This is a genomic window from Anaeromyxobacter soli, from assembly GCF_022808855.1.
Lineage (GTDB): Bacteria > Myxococcota > Myxococcia > Myxococcales > Anaeromyxobacteraceae > Anaeromyxobacter > Anaeromyxobacter soli.
This window is the reverse complement of record NZ_JAKZLF010000014.1, coordinates 75,000-90,218: the sequence shown is the minus strand read 5'-3', so window position 1 is coordinate 90,218 and position 15,219 is coordinate 75,000. Positions and strand designations below refer to the sequence as shown.

The window sequence follows — 15,219 nt, the reverse complement described above, 5'->3', positions numbered from 1 at the left end:
TCACCCTTCCTTCGGACCCGCGGCCGGGGGCGGCGCGGCGATCGCCACGCCCACCATGGCCGGCCGGACGAGCCGGTCGTGGAGCTTGAAGCCGCGCGCGTGCTCGAGGACCACCGTCCCCGGCGGCGCGGCGTCGGTGGGCACCTGCAGCAGCGCCTCGTGCACGGCCGGATCGAAGCGCTCGCCCATGGCGCTGAAGGCGCTCACGCCGTGCCTCGCGAGCGCCTGCTCGAAGCTCGTCCGCACGAGCCGCACGCCCTTGGCGAGCGCGTCGTCCTCCGTGGCCGCGGCGAGCGCGCGGTCGAGCCCGTCGAGCACGGGCAGCACGTCCTTCACCACCCGCTCGATCCCGAAGCGCTGCACCTCGTCGCGCTCCCGCGCCGCGCGCTTCTTGTAGTTCTCGAGGTCGGCGGCGGCGCGGAGCAGCTTCTCGTGCTCGGCCCGGAGCTTGTCGAGCACCTCCCGCCCCTTCGCCTGGGAGAGCTCGAGCTCGGCCCGGAGCCGCTCGACCTCGCCCGGCTCGGCGGCGGCGGGCGCGCTCTCCACCTCGAGCGGCGCCGCCTCGGCCTGGGGCTCGCCGCCCGAGATCCGCTCGACGGAGCGGAGCGCCTCCTCGACCGCGTCGAGGGGGATGTCCGCCCGGAAGGCACCTTTGTCGTGGGTGTCGGCCATCGCTCGCGATCAGGGGTTCGAAGGGGCGAGCGACGCCGCGGCACGCCTCGCGCCGCGCGCGCGCGCTCGCGGCCATCATGGCACGGGCCCGACGGGCGGAACAAGGATCGCGCGGCGACGGAGCGCGCCCGGCCCGCGGCCCGTGTACGCCGCTCCCGCTACCCGTCCGACAGGGCCGCGAGGGCGCGCGAGATGTGGCGCGCGGTGAGATCCACGAGCGGTATGACGCGCGCGTAGTTCATGCGCGTGGGGCCCACCACCGCGAGCGTGCCGAGCACGTGATCGCCGCGCCCGTACGGCGCCGCGATGACCGAGACGTCCGGCACCGCCGCGAACTCGCTCTCCGCGCCGATGAAGATCTGCACCTCCTGCGAGGTGAGCACGCGGTCGAGCACCCGCAGGATGCGGTCCTTCTCGGCGAACGCCTTGAGCAGCGCCCGCGCCTTGCGCACGTTCGCGAACTCCGGCGCGTCGAGGAAGCTCTCCTCGCCGTCGACGAGCACCCGCTCCTCGTTCGGCGCGAAGGACTGCTCGGCGAGCGAGAGCGCCTTCTGGAGGAGGTCGTGCAGCGCGCTCTGGTCGGCGCGCATGTCGGAGAGGATCTGCTCGCGCACCGCCGGGAGCGTCTCCGCCGCGGCCGCGAGCGCCTGGATCTTCTCGTTCAGGTAGTGCGCGGCGCGCTCGAGGTCCGCCGCCGCCATGGGGAACTCGAGCTGCACGAGCTTGTTCGTGACGATCCCCGCCTCGGAGACGAACACGGCGAGCACCCGGTTCTCGCGCAGCCGCACGAACTCCACCTGGCGGACGGGATCGACCCGGGGCCGCGGCGTCGTGACCACGCCGGCGTGGTGCGAGAGCGAGTGGAGCAGGTCGGCGGTGCTCTCGAGGAGCTGGCCCACGTCGTTCGCGGCGTGGGCGAGCCGCTCGATCCGGTCGCGGTCCTGCGCCGAGGGCGGGCGCATCTTGAGGAGCGAGTCGACGTAGAGCCGGTAGCCGCGCTCGGTGGGGATCCGCCCGGAGGAGGCGTGCGGCTTCTCGAGGAAGCCGAGCTCCTCGAGATCGCCCATCACCGACCGCACCGTGGCGGGAGAGCAGTCGAGCTCGTGGCGTGCGAGGAGCGGCTGGCTCGCGACCGGCTCGCCGGTCTGGATGTAGTCCTGGACCAGCGCGCGGAGGATCTCGCGCTCGCGTTTGTCCAGCTCGCCTGTGGGCCCCGGCATCGGTCTCCGCCTACTCGCCGGCGAGGTGCCTCTCCGCCGACGCGGCGAGGGCCGCGAAGCGGCTCCCGGAGAGCTCCCGCCAGCGCGCGCCCGCGAGCGCTCGATCGCCCGACGCCTGGGCGACGAGCGCCTCGAGGTGAACGCGCTCCTCGGGGTAGACGTAAGCGAACGCTGCCCGCGCCGCACCCCCGTCGTCGAGCCGCAGCGCCTCGGCGAGGGCGGCGCGCGTGGCGTCCTGCTCGCCGCGTCCGTCGGCGAGCAGCGCGAGCGCGTACCAGGGCTCGGGCCGCGCCGGATCGATGGCGCGCGCGGTCTCGAGGTAGGCCTCGGCGGCGGAGACGTACCCCTCGGCGGCGTAGAGCTCGCCGAGGTTCACGAGCGCCGCCTGCTGCTCCCGGGGCCTGCCGCTCGCGACCACCTCGTCGAGCAGCCGGCGCGCCGCGTCGGCGTGCCCCTCGAGCAGGTAGCTCACCGCGAGGTCGTTGAGCGCGGCCAGGCGATCGGGATCCTGGGCGAGCGACGCCTCGAAGGACGCCCGGGCGCCCGCGAGGTCGCCCGCCCGGACACGCTCCGAGCCGGCGCCCGGCGGGCTCGCGAGCGTGGCGAGCATGGGCGCCGCGTCCTCGCGAGCGGCCGGGCGAGGCTCCGCCCCGCCGCACGCAGCGAGGGCGAGCGACGCGAGGGCCGCAGCGATGGAGGAGCGGGAGATCGGTGGCCGCACGGGTGCCTCTACGGCGTTCCAGGGCTGGTCCGAGTGTAGCGGTGCCCCAGAGGCCGATCAAGGAAGCAGGTGGCGCAGCGGGCGCGGCGGGATGGGGGGAGTTAGGATCAGGGCGAGGCGTCGGGCACGGCGAGGATCGGCGTGAACGCTCCCCCGAAGTCGCGAACGCTCCCCACGGGGGCGAGCGACTGCGGCGGCGCGAGCACGGCGAAGGTCGTCCGTTGAGCCCGGCGCCTCTTCTTTTCGACCGCGTCCCGAGCGGGCATGAAACGCGCGCGCCCCCAGGCGGCGTCGCAAGTAAGATGCCGCCCCCGAGCCGATCGCCGTGATCACGACGAAGCCTTCCTCAGACGAGACTGCCCCGACCGACGCGCGCGCCCGCGTCCGCCGTGCCCTCGAGACCCACCGGCGCGCCGACGTGGTGGGCGTCGCCGGCGCCGCCCGCGGATACCTCGTGCGGGAGCTCCTCGCGCCGGGCCCCGCGCGGGCGCGCGCGGTCCTCGCGGTCGCACCCGATGAGGAGGACGCGGACGGGCTCGCGCGCGACCTCGCCTTCTTCCTCGGGCGGGACGCCGTCGTGCGCGTCCCGTCCGACGCGGTGCTGCCCTACGACGACCTGTCGCCGGACCGCGGCGTGGAGATGGAGCGGCTCTCCGCGCTCGCGCGTCTGCATCTCTTTGGTGCTGGGGGGCTCGATGAAGCCGCGCCCCCCAGACCCCCGCTCGCTCCGGGGCAGCCTCAGCCGGCTGCCCCTGCGCTCGCTTTCGCGCCGATCCGAGCGGTGGTGGTCTCGGCGCGCGCGCTCGCGCGGCGCATGGTGCCGCGGCGCGTGTTCGAGGCGGGGGCGGACCTCCTCGGCAAGGGCGTCTCGATCGAGCGCGAGGCGCTCGCCGCGAAGCTCGTGCTGCTCGGCTTCACCCGCACGCCCCTCGTCGAGGATCCCGGCACGTTCGCCGTCCGCGGCGGCATCGTCGACCTGTGGAGCCCGGCCGACGCGGCGCCCGTGCGGCTCGAGTTCTTCGGCGACGAGATCGAGAGCTGCCGCGCCTTCGACCCGCAGACCCAGCGCAGCGAGGGCGACGTGGCGGAGGTGCTCCTCTCCCCGGCGCGCGAGGCGCTCTTCTCCGACGAGGGGAAGGAGGCGGCCAAGGCGGCGGTGCGCGAGGCGGCCGAGCGCGTGAACCGCCCCACCTCGCGGGTGCGCGAGGTGCTCGACGCGATCGACGCCGGCACCCCGTTCTTCGGCATGGAGGCGCTCCTCCCCGGCTTCCACGCCGGGGGGCTCGGCACGCTCCTCGACTACCTACCCCCGGGCACCCTCGCCTACGTGGACGACGCGGCCGGCGTGGAGGAGGCGCTGCAGGAGCTCGACGCGGAGCTCGCCCGCGAGCACGAGGCCGCGCTGCGCCGCGAGGAGCTGGCCCTCCCGCCAGAGGCGCACTTCCTCCCCGCCGCCGAGGCGCTCGCCGCGCTCGCGGCGCGGCCGGTGGTGCGCCGCCACGGGGTGTGGCTCGGGACGGCGGAGCCCGTCCGCTTCTCGCTCTCGGACACCCACGCCATCCGCGGGGAGATCGAGGCCGCCCACGGCGACGAGGGCGCGCTCGCCCCGCTCACCCGCCGCCTCGACGAGTGGCGCCGGCGGGGCATCGCGGCCGTGGTCGCCTGCGGCTCGCCCTCCACCGCGGACCGGCTCCGCCGGCTCCTCGAGGATCGGCGCCAGGCATTGCGCGCGCACGAGGGCCCTCCCGGCGATCCGCGCGCGATCTTCGACCCCGCCATCCACGCCCACGTGTTCCAGGGCGAGATCTCGCAGGGCTTCGTGGACGGCGAGGCGGGGCTCGCCGTCGTCGCCGACGAGGAGATCTTCGGCCGGCGGGTGCGCAAGAAGGCGCGGCGCACCAAGGAGGAGAACGCCTTCGCGGCGGCCTTCCGCGAGCTCAACGACGGCGACCTCGTCGTCCACGTCGAGCACGGCATCGCCCGCTACCTCGGCCTCACCAAGATGCAGATCCGCGGGGTGGAGGGCGACTTCCTCGTCCTCGCCTACGACGGCGCCGACCGGCTCTACCTGCCGGTCGCGAAGCTGCGCCAGGTGCAGAAGTTCACCGGCGCCTCGCCGGAGACGGTCCGGCTCGACCGGCTCGGCGGGCAGTCCTTCGCGCTCCGCAAGGCGCGGGTGAAGGAGCAGCTCCTCAAGATGGCGGCGGAGCTGCTCGACATCTACGCCGCCCGCGCGGCGCACCCGGGCTTCCAGTTCGCCCAGCCGGACGGGATCTTCCGCGAGTTCGAGGCGGAGTTCCCCTGGGAGGAGACGCCCGACCAGGCGAAGGCGATCGCCGACGTGATCACCGACATGACGAAGGGTTCCCGTCTGCGAGCGAAGGGGCAGTCGGCTGAGGCTGCCCCGGAGCGAGCGGGGGGAGCCTCATCCGCCCCTCCAGTTCCCATGGACCGGCTCGTCTGCGGCGACGTCGGCTACGGCAAGACCGAGGTGGCGATGCGCGCCGCCATGCTCGCGGTGCTCTCGAAGAAGCAGGTGGCGGTGCTCGTCCCGACCACCGTGCTCGCCTCGCAGCACGAGCGGACCTTCCGGGAGCGCTTCAAGGGCTACCCGGTGCGCATCGAGGCGGTCTCCCGGATGAAGACCTCCGAGGAGGTGAAGCGGATCCTGAAGGACGCCGCCCAGGGGAAGGTCGACATCGTCGTCGGCACCCACCGGCTCCTCGCCGCGGACGTCTCCTTCAAGGAGCTCGGCCTCGTGGTGGTGGACGAGGAGCAGCGCTTCGGCGTCGCGCACAAGGAGCGCCTGAAGAAGCTCCGCAAGCTCGTGGACGTCTTGACGCTCACCGCGACGCCCATCCCGCGCACGCTGCACATGAGCCTCGCCGGCGTGCGGGACCTCTCCATCATCGCCACGCCGCCGGAGGATCGGCGCGCCATCCGCACCTTCGTCATGAAGTTCGACCCGCAGGTGGTCAAGGAGGCGATCGAGACCGAGCTGAAGCGCGGCGGGCAGGTGTACTTCGTCCACAACCGCGTCCGCTCGATCGCGGCGATGCAGAAGTTCCTCGCCGAGATCGCGCCCGAGGCGCGGGTGGGCGTCGCCCACGGGCAGATGGGCGAGGGCAAGCTCGAGGAGGTGATGAGCCGCTTCGTCCGCAAGGAGCTCGACGTGCTCCTCGCGACGTCGATCATCGAGAGCGGCCTCGACATCCCGAGCGCGAACACCATCATCGTGAACCGCGCCGACCACTTCGGCCTCGCGCAGCTCTACCAGATCCGCGGCCGCGTCGGCCGCAGCCGCGAGCGCGCCTACGCGTACCTGCTCGTGCCCGCGCGGCGCCCCGTGACGAAGGACGCCCAGAAGCGGCTCGAGGTCCTGCAGCGCTTCAGCGAGCTCGGCGCCGGCTTCAAGATCGCGAGCCACGACCTCGAGATCCGCGGGGCGGGGAACCTGCTCGGCAAGGACCAGTCCGGCCAGATCGAGGCGGTCGGCTTCGAGCTCTACTCCGAGCTCCTCGACGAGGCCGTGCGCGAGCTCAAGGGCGAGCCGCCGCGCGAGGACATCGATCCCGACGTGCAGCTCCCGGTCCCGGCCTTCATCCCCGACCCGTACATGCCGGACGTCCACCAGCGGCTCTACTTCTACAAGCGGCTGGCCCAGGCGACGACCGACGAGGAGCTCGACGAGGTGCGGGCGGAGATCATCGACCGCTGCGGCGATCCGCCGGAGGAGCTCGACGCGCTCTGCGACGTGATGGCGGTGAAGGTGCGGCTGCGCGCGCTGCGCATCCGCGCCATCGAGGCCGGCCCCGGCCGGCTCGTCCTCACCCTCGGCGAGACGGCCGCGCTCGACCCGTTCCTGCTCGCGAAGCACGTGGCGGCCTCGGGCGGCGCGCTGCGCCTCACCCCGGACATGAAGCTCGTCTCGGCGCTCCCCGGCGCGAAGCCTCCGCCGGCGAAGGCCCCGCCCGGCAAGCCTGCCAGGATCGTGAAGGGCAAGGCGGCCCCGCGCCCTGCGCCGGTGGCCGTCCGGACGGCGGCGGTCGGGCTCGTGCCGTCGCCGGCCATGGAGCTCTCGACCGGGCGCGAGCTGCTCGGCGCCGCCCGCCAGCTCCTCGCCGGCCTCGCCCGCTGCGCGCGGCCCGAGTGAACCGGCCGCGGCGCCTGGCCGCGCTTCGCGTCGGATCGCGCCCCTCGAGCGGGCGCCGGGACAGGGCTTTGGGAGCCGGGGGCGCGACCTGGCGCGCGAGGGACGGCGGGCCACCCGACGGGGGGACCTCGTCCTTGATCCCCCCCTCGTTCCGTGCTCTTTTCAGCCGCTCCAAGCCAGCGCCCGAACCCCCGGCGGGGAAGAACGGGGCGTGGTCCTGCGTTGGCTGACCGGCCTTTACCGCACGTCTTCCCGAAGGAGCACCCGCATGCTGCGCCGTTCCCTCGTCATCGGCCTCTGCGCGCTCGCCGCCGCCTGCCAGTCGCCGAAGGACAAGAAGTCGGGCCCCGTGATCGCGAAGGGCAACGGGGTCACCATCACCGCCGACGAGTTCAAGGCCCGCCTCGACGAGCAGTCGCCGTTCATCCGCGCGCGCTACTCGACGCTCGAGCGGAAGAAGGAGTTCCTCGACAACCTCATCCGCTTCGAGGTGCTCGCGCGTGAGGCCGAGAAGCAGGGCCTCGCGACGGATCCCGACGTGCAGCTGACCCTGAAGAAGATCATGGTCCAGAAGCTCGTCCAGAAGAACTTCCAGGACCTCGAGCGCGCGAAGGAGGTCCCCGAGCCCGAGCTCCAGAAGTACTACGACGAGCACAAGACGGACTACTTCCGCCCGAAGCGCGTGCGCGTCGCCGCGGTGGTGTTCGAGGCGCCGGCCGGCTCGCCCGAGCGCGCGAAGAAGCTCGCCGCCGCGAAGGCCGCGCTCGCCAAGATCAAGGCCGACGAGCAGAAGAACCCGCTCGCCTTCACGCAGGCGGTCTCGCAGTACTCCGAGGACGCCGCCACGAAGAACGCCGGCGGCGACCTGCAGTACAAGTCGCACGAGGAGCTCACGGCGGCCTACTCGAAGGAGCTCGCCGACGCCGCCTTCGCGCTCTCCGCCGGGCAGACCTCCGGCGTCGTCGAGACGCCGAAGGGCTTCTACCTCCTCAAGCTCACCGCCCAGCAGGAGGAGCTGAACCGCTCCTTCGACCAGGTGAAGGCGCAGATCCAGAACAAGCTCTACCGCGAGAAGAAGACGAAGGAGTTCGACGAGTGGCTGAAGCGCCTCAAGGACGAGGCGAAGATCTCCGTCGACGAGAAGGCCCTCGAGGCGGTGGAGGTCAGCGCCGCCGCGCCGGGCGCCATGCCCGGGATGCCCGGCACCGGGATGACGGGGGTCATGCCCCACGGCCCGATGCCGAGCGCGACCCCCGCCCCGCCGGCGAAGTAGGCGTGCGCGCGAGGCTCCTCATCCCGCTCGCGGTCCTCGGCGTGCTCGCCGGGGGCTGCGGCCGGTGCGGCGGCGGGAAGAAGGACGCGCCGCCCGCGCCGCGCGCCGTGGCGCTCGTGAACGGCGAGCCCATCGGCGCCGACGTCCTCGCGCGCGAGCTGCGCGAGACGCGCGCCGGCGAGGCCCAGGCCGACGGCGGGGGCGACACGCTCCGCCGCGGCCTCCTCGACGAGCTCGTGGATCGGGCGCTCCTCCTCCAGGAGGCGCGCGCCCGGTCCATCGTGGTGGGCCAGGACCAGGTCGAGCGCGCGTTCCTGCGGGTGCGCGCCGAGTACCCCGGCTCGAACTTCGACGACCTCCTCGCCCAGCAGCGCCTCGGCCAGGCGGACCTCAAGGGGCGGCTCAAGGACCAGCTCACCATCGAGCGGCTCTTCGAGGAGCAGGTGTTCCCGCAGGTGCAGGTCGCCGACGGGGAGATCCAGCGCTACTACGCGGACCACGCGGCGGAGTTCGAGGAGCCGGAGCGGGTGCACGTGCTCCAGGTCGTGGTGTCGACCAAGGAGGAGGCGCTCGCGATCCGCGACCGCCTCCGCAGGAACCCGCAGACCTTCGCGGAGGTCGCGCGCAAGTCGTCGATCGCCCCGGAGGGCAAGGCCGGCGGCGACCTCGGCTTCATCGGGCGCGGCGCGGGGTTCCCCGAGGTCTTCGACGTCACCTTCTCCCTGCCCCTCAACAAGGTGAGCGACGTCACCCCCTCACCGTACGGCTTCCACGTCTTCAAGGTGATCGACCGGCGCGCCGCGGCCCGGCGCTCGCTCGACCAGGCGCGGCCCGAAATCGCCGAGAAGCTCACCCGCGAGAAGCGCGCGCGGGCCCAGGACGATTATCTCAAGGCCTTGCGCGAGCGCGCCCGCATCGAGATCGACGAGAAGGCCCTCGCCGGAGTGAATCCGTGACCCCTGCCGCCCTCCCCCTGCTCGTCCTCCTCGCCGCCGCCCCTGCCGCCCCCGCGGCTCCTGCGGCGCCCGCGACGCCTCCCCCGGCGGCCGCCCCTCACCAGGTCGTCGACCGCGTCGCCGCGCTCGTGAACGGCGAGGTGGTGACGCTCTCCGAGCTCGCCGACCGCGCCGGCCCCGCGCTGCTCAAGGCGGAGCAGCTCAGCCCCGGGCCCGAGCGCGACCAGGCCCAGGCCGCCGCGCTGAAGCGCGCCCTCGACGACGTGATCGCCGAGCGGCTCCTCCAGGCGAAGGCGGCGGAGCTGCAGCTCGAGGCGACCGAGCAGCAGATCGACGAGGCGGTCGCGGACATCAAGAAGCGCAACGACTTCGACGACGCGGCGCTCGAGCGCGCGCTCAAGGAGCAGGGGCTCGACCGGGCCGCCTTCCGCGCCAACGTGAAGCGCGAGTACGACGCCTTCCTCGTCCTCCAGTACGAGGTGCGCTCCAAGGTGAAGGTCTCGGACGACGACCTGCGCAACTACTACCAGTCGCACCCGCAGGAGTTCGGCGGCGAGGACGAGGTGAAGGTCCGCCACATCTTCCTGCCCCTGCCGGACGGCGCCACGAAGGCGCAGCAGGAGAAGGTGCAGGAGCAGATGACCCGCATCCTGCAGCGGCTCAAGACCGGCGAGGACTTCTCGGCGGTGGCGCGCGAGGTGTCGAAGGGCCCCTCCGCCGCCGAGGGCGGCGACCTCGGCTGGCTCCGCCGCGGCACCATCGAGAAGGCCCTCGAGGACGCGGCGTTCGCCCTCAAGCCGGGCGAGCTGTCGCCGCCCGTGCGCGCCGGCCCGGGCCTGCACGTCTTCAAGGTCGAGGAGCGCCGGGCGTCGGGGACGAAGTCGTTCGAGGACGCGAAGGAGGAGATCCGCGCCCACCTCGTCGACCAGCAGGCGGGCACCTACCGCCAGCAGCTCATCGCCGAGCTGCGGCGCGACGCGCTCGTCGAGACCAAGCTGCCCGAGCTGCAGAAGTGAGCGTCCGCGCGCGCCGGCACGCGGTCGCCGTCGCGCCGCGACCCATCGCCTCCTCGCCCCGGGCGCCGAGGCGCCGCGCCGCCGCGAGCGCGCGGCCGGAGCGCGCCCGGCTCCCCGCGCTGCCGCGCATCGCCGTGAGCCTCGGCGACCCCTCGGGCGTGGGCGCCGAGGTGACCGCCAAGGCGCTCGCGGCGCTGCGGGGCGCCCTCGTGCCCTACGTCTTCGGCGACGCGCGCGTGCTCGCCCGCGAGCTCGCCTCGAGCGGACTCCCGCTCGTCGTCCCCGGCGCGCCGCTCCCGCCGGAGGGCGCGCTCGTCACGGTCACCCGGCTCCCCGCGGGCGCGGTGCGCCCCGGCCGCCCCGATCCCCGCGCCGGCGAGGCCCAGCTCGCCGCCCTGGAGGCCGCCTTCGACGCCGTGCGGCGCGGCGACGCCGACGCGCTCACCACCGCCCCGGTGTCGAAGGCCCAGGTCGCCCGCGCGCTGCCCGGCTTCGTGGGCCACACCGAGTGGCTCGAGGCCCGCTGCGGGGTGCGCCGCTCGGTGATGATGCTCGCCGGCGAGAAGCTCAAGATCGCGCTCGTCACGAACCACGTCGCCTTCGCGAAGCTCAGGCGCGCGCTCACCGTCGAGCGCATCGCCGAGACGCTCGTCATCACCCACCGGGCGCTGCGCGAGGACCTGGGCCTCGCGCGCCCGCGCCTCGCCCTCGCCGCGCTCAACCCGCACGCCGGCGAGGAGGGCGCGTTCGGCGACGAGGAGAAGACGCTCCTCCCCGCCGCGCTCGCCCGCGCGGCGAGCGCCGGCGCCCGCGCGCGCGGCCCGTTCCCCGCGGACTCGGTGTTCTTCCGCGCCGCGCTCGGCGAGTTCGACGCGGTGGTCGCCCTCTACCACGACCAGGGGCTCATCCCCGTGAAGCTCCTCGACGCGGTGGGCGGGGACCCGGCGGTGAACGTGACGCTCGGGCTCCCCATCGTGCGCACGAGCCCGGATCACGGGGTCGCCTACGACATCGCCGGCAGCGGGGTGGCGAACCCGGCCTCGATGATCGCCGCGCTCCGCCTCGCCGCGCGCATCGGGGGGGTCAGGGCGCAGGCCCGCCCGACCCGCGGCCGGGGCTGAGCGCGGTCACCCGCGCGCGCCCGGGCAAGTCATCGATCGCACTCACCGCGGGAGGGCCCCGCGCGAAGCGCGGGAGGGGCGAAGCCCCTCCGGCGGGGAACCTGCGCGCACCCGCGAACGCGGGCGCGCAGGTTCACGGGCCCCGCCGAGCAGGGGTGGGGCCCCGACGACGGCGGCCAGCCGTCGGCGGGGCGGGGGCGCAGCCCCCGTTAGACATTAAACCTAAAGTGCATCACGTCGCCGTCCTGGACGACGTACTCCTTGCCCTCGATGCGCAGCTTGCCCTTCTCGCGCGCGGCGGACTCGCTCTTCAGCTCGAGCAGATCCTCGATGCGGATCACCTCCGCCTTGATGAAGCCCTTCTCGAAGTCGGAGTGGATGACGCCCGCCGCCTGGGGGGCGCGCGAGCCCGCCTTCACGGTCCAGGCGCGGCACTCGTCCTCGCCGGCCGTGAAGTAGGTGATGAGGCCGAGCAGCCGGTAGCCCGCGTGGACGAGCCGGTCGAGGCCGGGCTCCTCCAGGCCGAGCGAGGCGAGGTACTCCTCCCGCTCGCCGGGGGCGAGCGCGGCGAGCTCGGACTCGACCTTGCCGGAGATCTCGACCATGGGCGCGCCCTCGGCGTCGGCGAGCGCCTTCACGGCCAGGATGCTCGGATCGGTCGCCTCCTTGCCGAGCTGCGACTCGTCCACGTTGGCGATGTAGAGCACCGGCTTCGAGGTGAGGAGGAAGAGGTCGGCGAGCAGCGCGCGGTCGTCCTCGGAGAGCTTCTGCGCGCGGACGGGGGTGCCCGCCTCGAGGCCGGCCTTGGCGCGGTCGAGCGCGGCGAGCTCCGCCTTGGCGAGCTCCCCGGGCTTCCCCGGCGCCTTGGCGTTCTTCATGGCCCGCTCGCGCCGCTTCTCGACCGACTCGAGGTCCTTCAGCATGAGCTCGGTCTCGACGACCTCCCGGTCGCCGCGCGGATCGACCTTGCCCGCGACGTGCACGACGTCGGGGTCCTCGAAGCAGCGCAGCACGTGGGCGATCGCGTCGACCTGGCGGATGTTGCCGAGGAACTGGTTGCCGAGCCCCTCGCCCTTGGAGGCGCCGGCCACGAGGCCGGCGATGTCCACGAACTCGAGGGTGGTGGGGGTGGTCTTCTTCGGCTTGAAGAGCGCCGCCAGCCGCTCGAGCCGCCGATCGGGCACCGGCACGACCCCCACGTTCGGCTCGATGGTGCAGAACGGGTAGTTCGCGGCCGCGGCCTGCGCCGCGCCGAGGAGCGCGTTGAAGAGGGTGGACTTCCCCACGTTGGGGAGGCCGACGATGCCGATCGAGAGACCCATGCGACCCTTGAATCTAGCCCGCGGAAAATGGAAACGCTCCGGCGGACGCGGGGCCCGCCGGAGCGTCTAGACCGGTCCGGCCGCGCTAGGCGGCGCGGTTCGCCGGGAGCTGCGCGATGTAGTCCTCGACGAGCTTCCGCTGCGAGGCGTCGTCGAGGTTCGCCTTCACGAGGCGAGAGGCCGCGTCGATGGCGAGGTCCGCGACCTGCGCGCGGAGCTCCGACATCGCCTTGGTCTTCTCCTCGTCGATCTGCCTGCGGGCGGAGGAGACGAGCTCGTCCGCCTCCTTGCGGGCGCGGGCGGTCAGCTCCTGGCGGAGCACCTCGACCTCCTGCTGGTTGCGCCGCGCGAGCTCGGCGGCCTCGCGCTGCGCGTGGGCGAGCGAGGCCTTCTGCTCGGCGAGCATCCGCTCCGCCTCGGCGCGCTCCTTCTTGGCCGCCTCGATCGCCTCGCGGATGGTCCGCTCCCGCTCGTCGAGCATCTTGACGATGGGCCCCCACGCGAACTTGGAGAGGACCACGAGCAGGAACAGGAACGTGATGGCCGCCCAGAGGGTGAGGCCGGGGTTCAGGTCCGTGAGCCCTCCGGCTGCGAGGGGCAGGGACGCGAGGGAGGCCATGCGCGACTCCGTGGGTGAAGAGGAGGTGAAGGTTCGACGAGCCGGATGTGCCCCTACGCCTTGATGGCGAGGAGCACGCAGACGACGATCGCGAAGAGCGTCACGCCCTCGATGAGGGCGGCGGCGATGATCATCGAGGTGCGGATGTCGCCGGCGACGGTCGGCTGGCGGGCGGAGCCCTCCATGGCGGCGGCGGCGAGCTTGCCGATGCCGAGGCCGGCGCCGAGGACGGCGAGGCCGGCGCCGAAGCCGGCGGAGAGGAACGCGAGGGCGGTGGAGGTCATGGTCGTCTGCCTTGTCTTTCAGAGGTGCGGGATTACCGGGCCGCGTGATTCCCGTGGCGCGTGGAGCGCTCGACTACCCATGGCCGGGGGACGCCCCCGCCACGTGAGAAGCGTGGTTGCCGTGATCGACCGAGCCCATGCCCGGCTCGGCGTGGCCGTGCTCGCCGTGCTCCTCGTCGTGGCCGTGGTGCGCGAGGCCCTGACCGATGAAGAGCGACGAGAGCATGGTGAAGATGTAGGCCTGCACGAACGCGACGAAGAGCTCGAGCAGGTAGATGCCGAGCGCCATCGGCACCGAGCCGAACGCCACGCCCCAGTGGCCGAGGGCGAAGATGAGGCCGATGAGCGAGAAGATGACGATGTGGCCCGCCACCATGTTGGCGAAGAGACGGACGGTGAGAGCGAAGGGCTTCGTGAAGAGGCCCAGGATCTCGACCGGGATCATGATGGGCCACAGCCACGGGGCGACGCCGCCCGTCAGGTGCTTCAGCCAGCCGCCGAGCCCCATCGCCTTGATGGCCGCGTACTGCGTGATGACGAAGGTGAACAGGGCCAGGGCGACCGTGACGGACAGGTTGCCGGTCGCGGTGGCGGACCAGGGCAAGAGGCCGAACAGGTTGACGAAGAGGATGAAGAAGAAGGCGGTGACGAGGTACGGGACGAAGCGGTCGCCGTCGTGCTCGCCGATGTTCTTGCGGGCGATCTCGTTCCGCACGAACTGCACGAGCATCTCGAGGAAGTTGTAGAGGCCGCGGGGGACGAGCCCCTTCCTGCGCACCGCCGAGACGAAGGCGACGATGAGCACGAGCGAGGCGATCCACATCATCACCGCGTGCTTCGTCGGCGTCATGTCGAGCGAGCCGAAGACGAGCGGGCCCGACGCCTTGCCGGTGGCGTGATCGCGGTGCGTGCCGAACACGTGGTCGAGGTCGACCTCGCAGTTCCAGGCGAAGCCGCCCTCGCAGTAGCCCGGGTACTCGAGCGTGTGACCGTCGGTCACGTGGTGCATGAGCGACTCGGAGAGGCCGCCGCCGTGCCCGCCCGCCTCGCCGTGGCCGCCCTCGGCGGCGGGCGCGGCGACCTCGGGCGTCTCGTGCGCCGGCGCCTCATGCGCGGCGGGCGCCTGAGCGAGGGAAAGCGTGAGCGCGAGGGTCAGGATGGCGGTCATGCGGCCCTTCCCGTGAAGCGGCGAAGCGAGTGGAGGTAGACGCCCTCGACGGCGCTGAAGGCGAAGTACGGCACGAAGAAGGCGACGACGAAGGCGAAGACGTTCTCGCCGGCGCGCGCCACGAACACGGTGCCGAGCGCGACGAGGAGGATGCGGGCGAGGAACGCGACGGTCATGACGAGCAGCGCCGGCTTGAGGGGCTTCTCGGCGTTCTTCACCGAGCGGGCGAGCACGAGCATCGACAGGAGGGCGGTGAAGCTGCAGGCCGTCGCGCCCACGAGCGCCGCGCGCCGGTACTGCCCCGCGGCGAGCGCGAGGCCGACGAAGGCGAGCGAGAGGGCGACGGTGATGACCTGATGCTTCACTTCTTTCCCTTGAGGACCTGCCTGAAGAAGCTGATGAAGCCGCCCGTCATGCCGAGCACCGCCCCCAGCATCGTGAGCCAGGGGACCTCGTTCCCGAGCTTCCGGTCGGCGAGGTAGCCGAGGAACGTGAACACGCCGACCGCGCCGACGAGGCTCGAGGAGGCCGCCATGTACGGCGCGGCCTTCCGGTACCCCTCCGCGAGCCCGGAGAGCCCCTTGTCCTCGTTGGACCCGCGATTTCGATCCTCGGGATCCGCCAAAGACCCTCCGCTGCCGGCCTCTCCGCAACCCCGGAGAAGCGGGATTCCCCAATGCTTCCGCGGGCGGAA

14 protein-coding genes are annotated in these 15,219 nt (G+C 73.1%); 5 read left to right on the top strand and 9 right to left on the bottom strand.

The features are described from left to right. From MLV88_RS12055 to MLV88_RS12045, 3 genes are all read right to left on the bottom strand, one after another. Complete coding sequence (locus MLV88_RS12055) at positions 1 to 672, bottom strand: nucleotide exchange factor GrpE (RefSeq protein ID WP_243337581.1); 672 nt, start codon at positions 670 to 672, stop codon at positions 1 to 3. A 158-nt stretch (positions 673 to 830) separates the two neighbouring features. Next, positions 831 to 1,892: a heat-inducible transcriptional repressor HrcA gene (gene hrcA, locus MLV88_RS12050; RefSeq protein WP_242334218.1), complete on the bottom strand. Its 1,062-nt coding sequence runs from the start codon at positions 1,890 to 1,892 to the stop codon at positions 831 to 833. 10 nt (positions 1,893 to 1,902) lie between these two features. Further along, the gene (locus MLV88_RS12045) at positions 1,903 to 2,502 is read right to left on the bottom strand and encodes a tetratricopeptide repeat protein (protein WP_243337579.1); all 600 of its coding nucleotides are present in this window, start codon (positions 2,500 to 2,502) and stop codon (positions 1,903 to 1,905) included. A 436-nt stretch (positions 2,503 to 2,938) separates the two neighbouring features. On the opposite strand from MLV88_RS12045, the gene MLV88_RS12040 reads away from it, so the two are divergent. The 5 genes from MLV88_RS12040 to pdxA all read left to right on the top strand — a co-directional run bounded on the left by MLV88_RS12040 (position 2,939) and on the right by pdxA (position 11,132). Then, complete coding sequence (locus MLV88_RS12040; RefSeq protein WP_243337578.1) at positions 2,939 to 6,766, top strand: transcription-repair coupling factor; 3,828 nt, start codon at positions 2,939 to 2,941, stop codon at positions 6,764 to 6,766. A 268-nt stretch (positions 6,767 to 7,034) separates the two neighbouring features. Beyond that, positions 7,035 to 8,039 carry a peptidylprolyl isomerase gene (locus tag MLV88_RS12035; protein ID WP_242334210.1) on the top strand — a complete coding sequence of 335 codons (1,005 nt, stop codon included), beginning with the start codon at positions 7,035 to 7,037 and terminating at the stop codon, positions 8,037 to 8,039. Positions 8,040 to 8,041: 2 nt separating this feature from the next. Continuing rightward, positions 8,042 to 8,995, top strand: a complete 954-nt coding sequence (locus tag MLV88_RS12030) for a peptidylprolyl isomerase (RefSeq protein WP_242334207.1) — start codon at positions 8,042 to 8,044, stop codon at positions 8,993 to 8,995. Beyond that, on the top strand, positions 8,992 to 10,011 hold the full coding sequence (locus tag MLV88_RS12025; RefSeq protein ID WP_242355179.1) for a peptidylprolyl isomerase: 1,020 nt from the start codon (positions 8,992 to 8,994) through the stop codon (positions 10,009 to 10,011). The genes MLV88_RS12030 and MLV88_RS12025 overlap by 4 nt, the downstream gene beginning before the upstream one ends. After that, positions 10,008 to 11,132, top strand: coding sequence for a 4-hydroxythreonine-4-phosphate dehydrogenase PdxA (pdxA, locus tag MLV88_RS12020; RefSeq protein WP_243337576.1), 1,125 nt, complete (start codon positions 10,008 to 10,010; stop codon positions 11,130 to 11,132). The genes MLV88_RS12025 and pdxA overlap by 4 nt, the downstream gene beginning before the upstream one ends. A gap of 209 nt (positions 11,133 to 11,341) precedes the next feature. Here pdxA and ychF read toward each other — a convergent pair whose 3' ends face one another. The 6 genes from ychF to MLV88_RS11990 form a co-directional block, all read right to left on the bottom strand. Then, positions 11,342 to 12,454 carry a redox-regulated ATPase YchF gene (gene ychF / locus MLV88_RS12015; RefSeq protein WP_242334198.1) on the bottom strand — a complete coding sequence of 371 codons (1,113 nt, stop codon included), beginning with the start codon at positions 12,452 to 12,454 and terminating at the stop codon, positions 11,342 to 11,344. A gap of 85 nt (positions 12,455 to 12,539) precedes the next feature. Then, the gene (atpF, locus tag MLV88_RS12010; RefSeq protein WP_242355175.1) at positions 12,540 to 13,073 is read right to left on the bottom strand and encodes a F0F1 ATP synthase subunit B; all 534 of its coding nucleotides are present in this window, start codon (positions 13,071 to 13,073) and stop codon (positions 12,540 to 12,542) included. 53 nt (positions 13,074 to 13,126) lie between these two features. Then, positions 13,127 to 13,357, bottom strand: a complete 231-nt coding sequence (gene atpE / locus MLV88_RS12005) for an ATP synthase F0 subunit C (RefSeq protein WP_242334192.1) — start codon at positions 13,355 to 13,357, stop codon at positions 13,127 to 13,129. A gap of 73 nt (positions 13,358 to 13,430) precedes the next feature. Further along, entirely contained in the window at positions 13,431 to 14,525 is a 1,095-nt protein-coding gene (gene atpB / locus MLV88_RS12000) for a F0F1 ATP synthase subunit A (RefSeq protein WP_242334190.1), read from the bottom strand. Then, positions 14,522 to 14,890 (bottom strand): hypothetical protein, encoded by a 369-nt coding sequence (locus MLV88_RS11995; RefSeq protein ID WP_242334187.1) that lies wholly within the window; start codon positions 14,888 to 14,890, stop codon positions 14,522 to 14,524. Before MLV88_RS11995 ends, atpB begins: the two co-directional genes overlap by 4 nt. Further along, positions 14,887 to 15,150 carry an AtpZ/AtpI family protein gene (locus MLV88_RS11990; RefSeq protein ID WP_242355173.1) on the bottom strand — a complete coding sequence of 88 codons (264 nt, stop codon included), beginning with the start codon at positions 15,148 to 15,150 and terminating at the stop codon, positions 14,887 to 14,889. The genes MLV88_RS11995 and MLV88_RS11990 overlap by 4 nt, the downstream gene beginning before the upstream one ends. Between the last annotated feature and the right edge of the window lie 69 nt (positions 15,151 to 15,219).

What these genes read in the sequence shown, in the direction of transcription:
- MLV88_RS12055 (WP_243337581.1), bottom strand. Translation starts at nt 672, where the DNA reads ATGGCCGACACCCACGACAAAGGTGCCTTCCGGGCGGACATCCCCCTC.
- hrcA (WP_242334218.1), bottom strand. Translation starts at nt 1,892, where the DNA reads ATGCCGGGGCCCACAGGCGAGCTGGACAAACGCGAGCGCGAGATCCTC.
- MLV88_RS12045 (WP_243337579.1), bottom strand. Translation starts at nt 2,502, where the DNA reads ATGCTCGCCACGCTCGCGAGCCCGCCGGGCGCCGGCTCGGAGCGTGTC.
- MLV88_RS12035 (WP_242334210.1), top strand. Translation starts at nt 7,035, where the DNA reads ATGCTGCGCCGTTCCCTCGTCATCGGCCTCTGCGCGCTCGCCGCCGCC.
- ychF (WP_242334198.1), bottom strand. Translation starts at nt 12,454, where the DNA reads ATGGGTCTCTCGATCGGCATCGTCGGCCTCCCCAACGTGGGGAAGTCC.
- atpF (WP_242355175.1), bottom strand. Translation starts at nt 13,073, where the DNA reads ATGGCCTCCCTCGCGTCCCTGCCCCTCGCAGCCGGAGGGCTCACGGAC.
- atpE (WP_242334192.1), bottom strand. Translation starts at nt 13,357, where the DNA reads ATGACCTCCACCGCCCTCGCGTTCCTCTCCGCCGGCTTCGGCGCCGGC.
- atpB (WP_242334190.1), bottom strand. Translation starts at nt 14,525, where the DNA reads ATGACCGCCATCCTGACCCTCGCGCTCACGCTTTCCCTCGCTCAGGCG.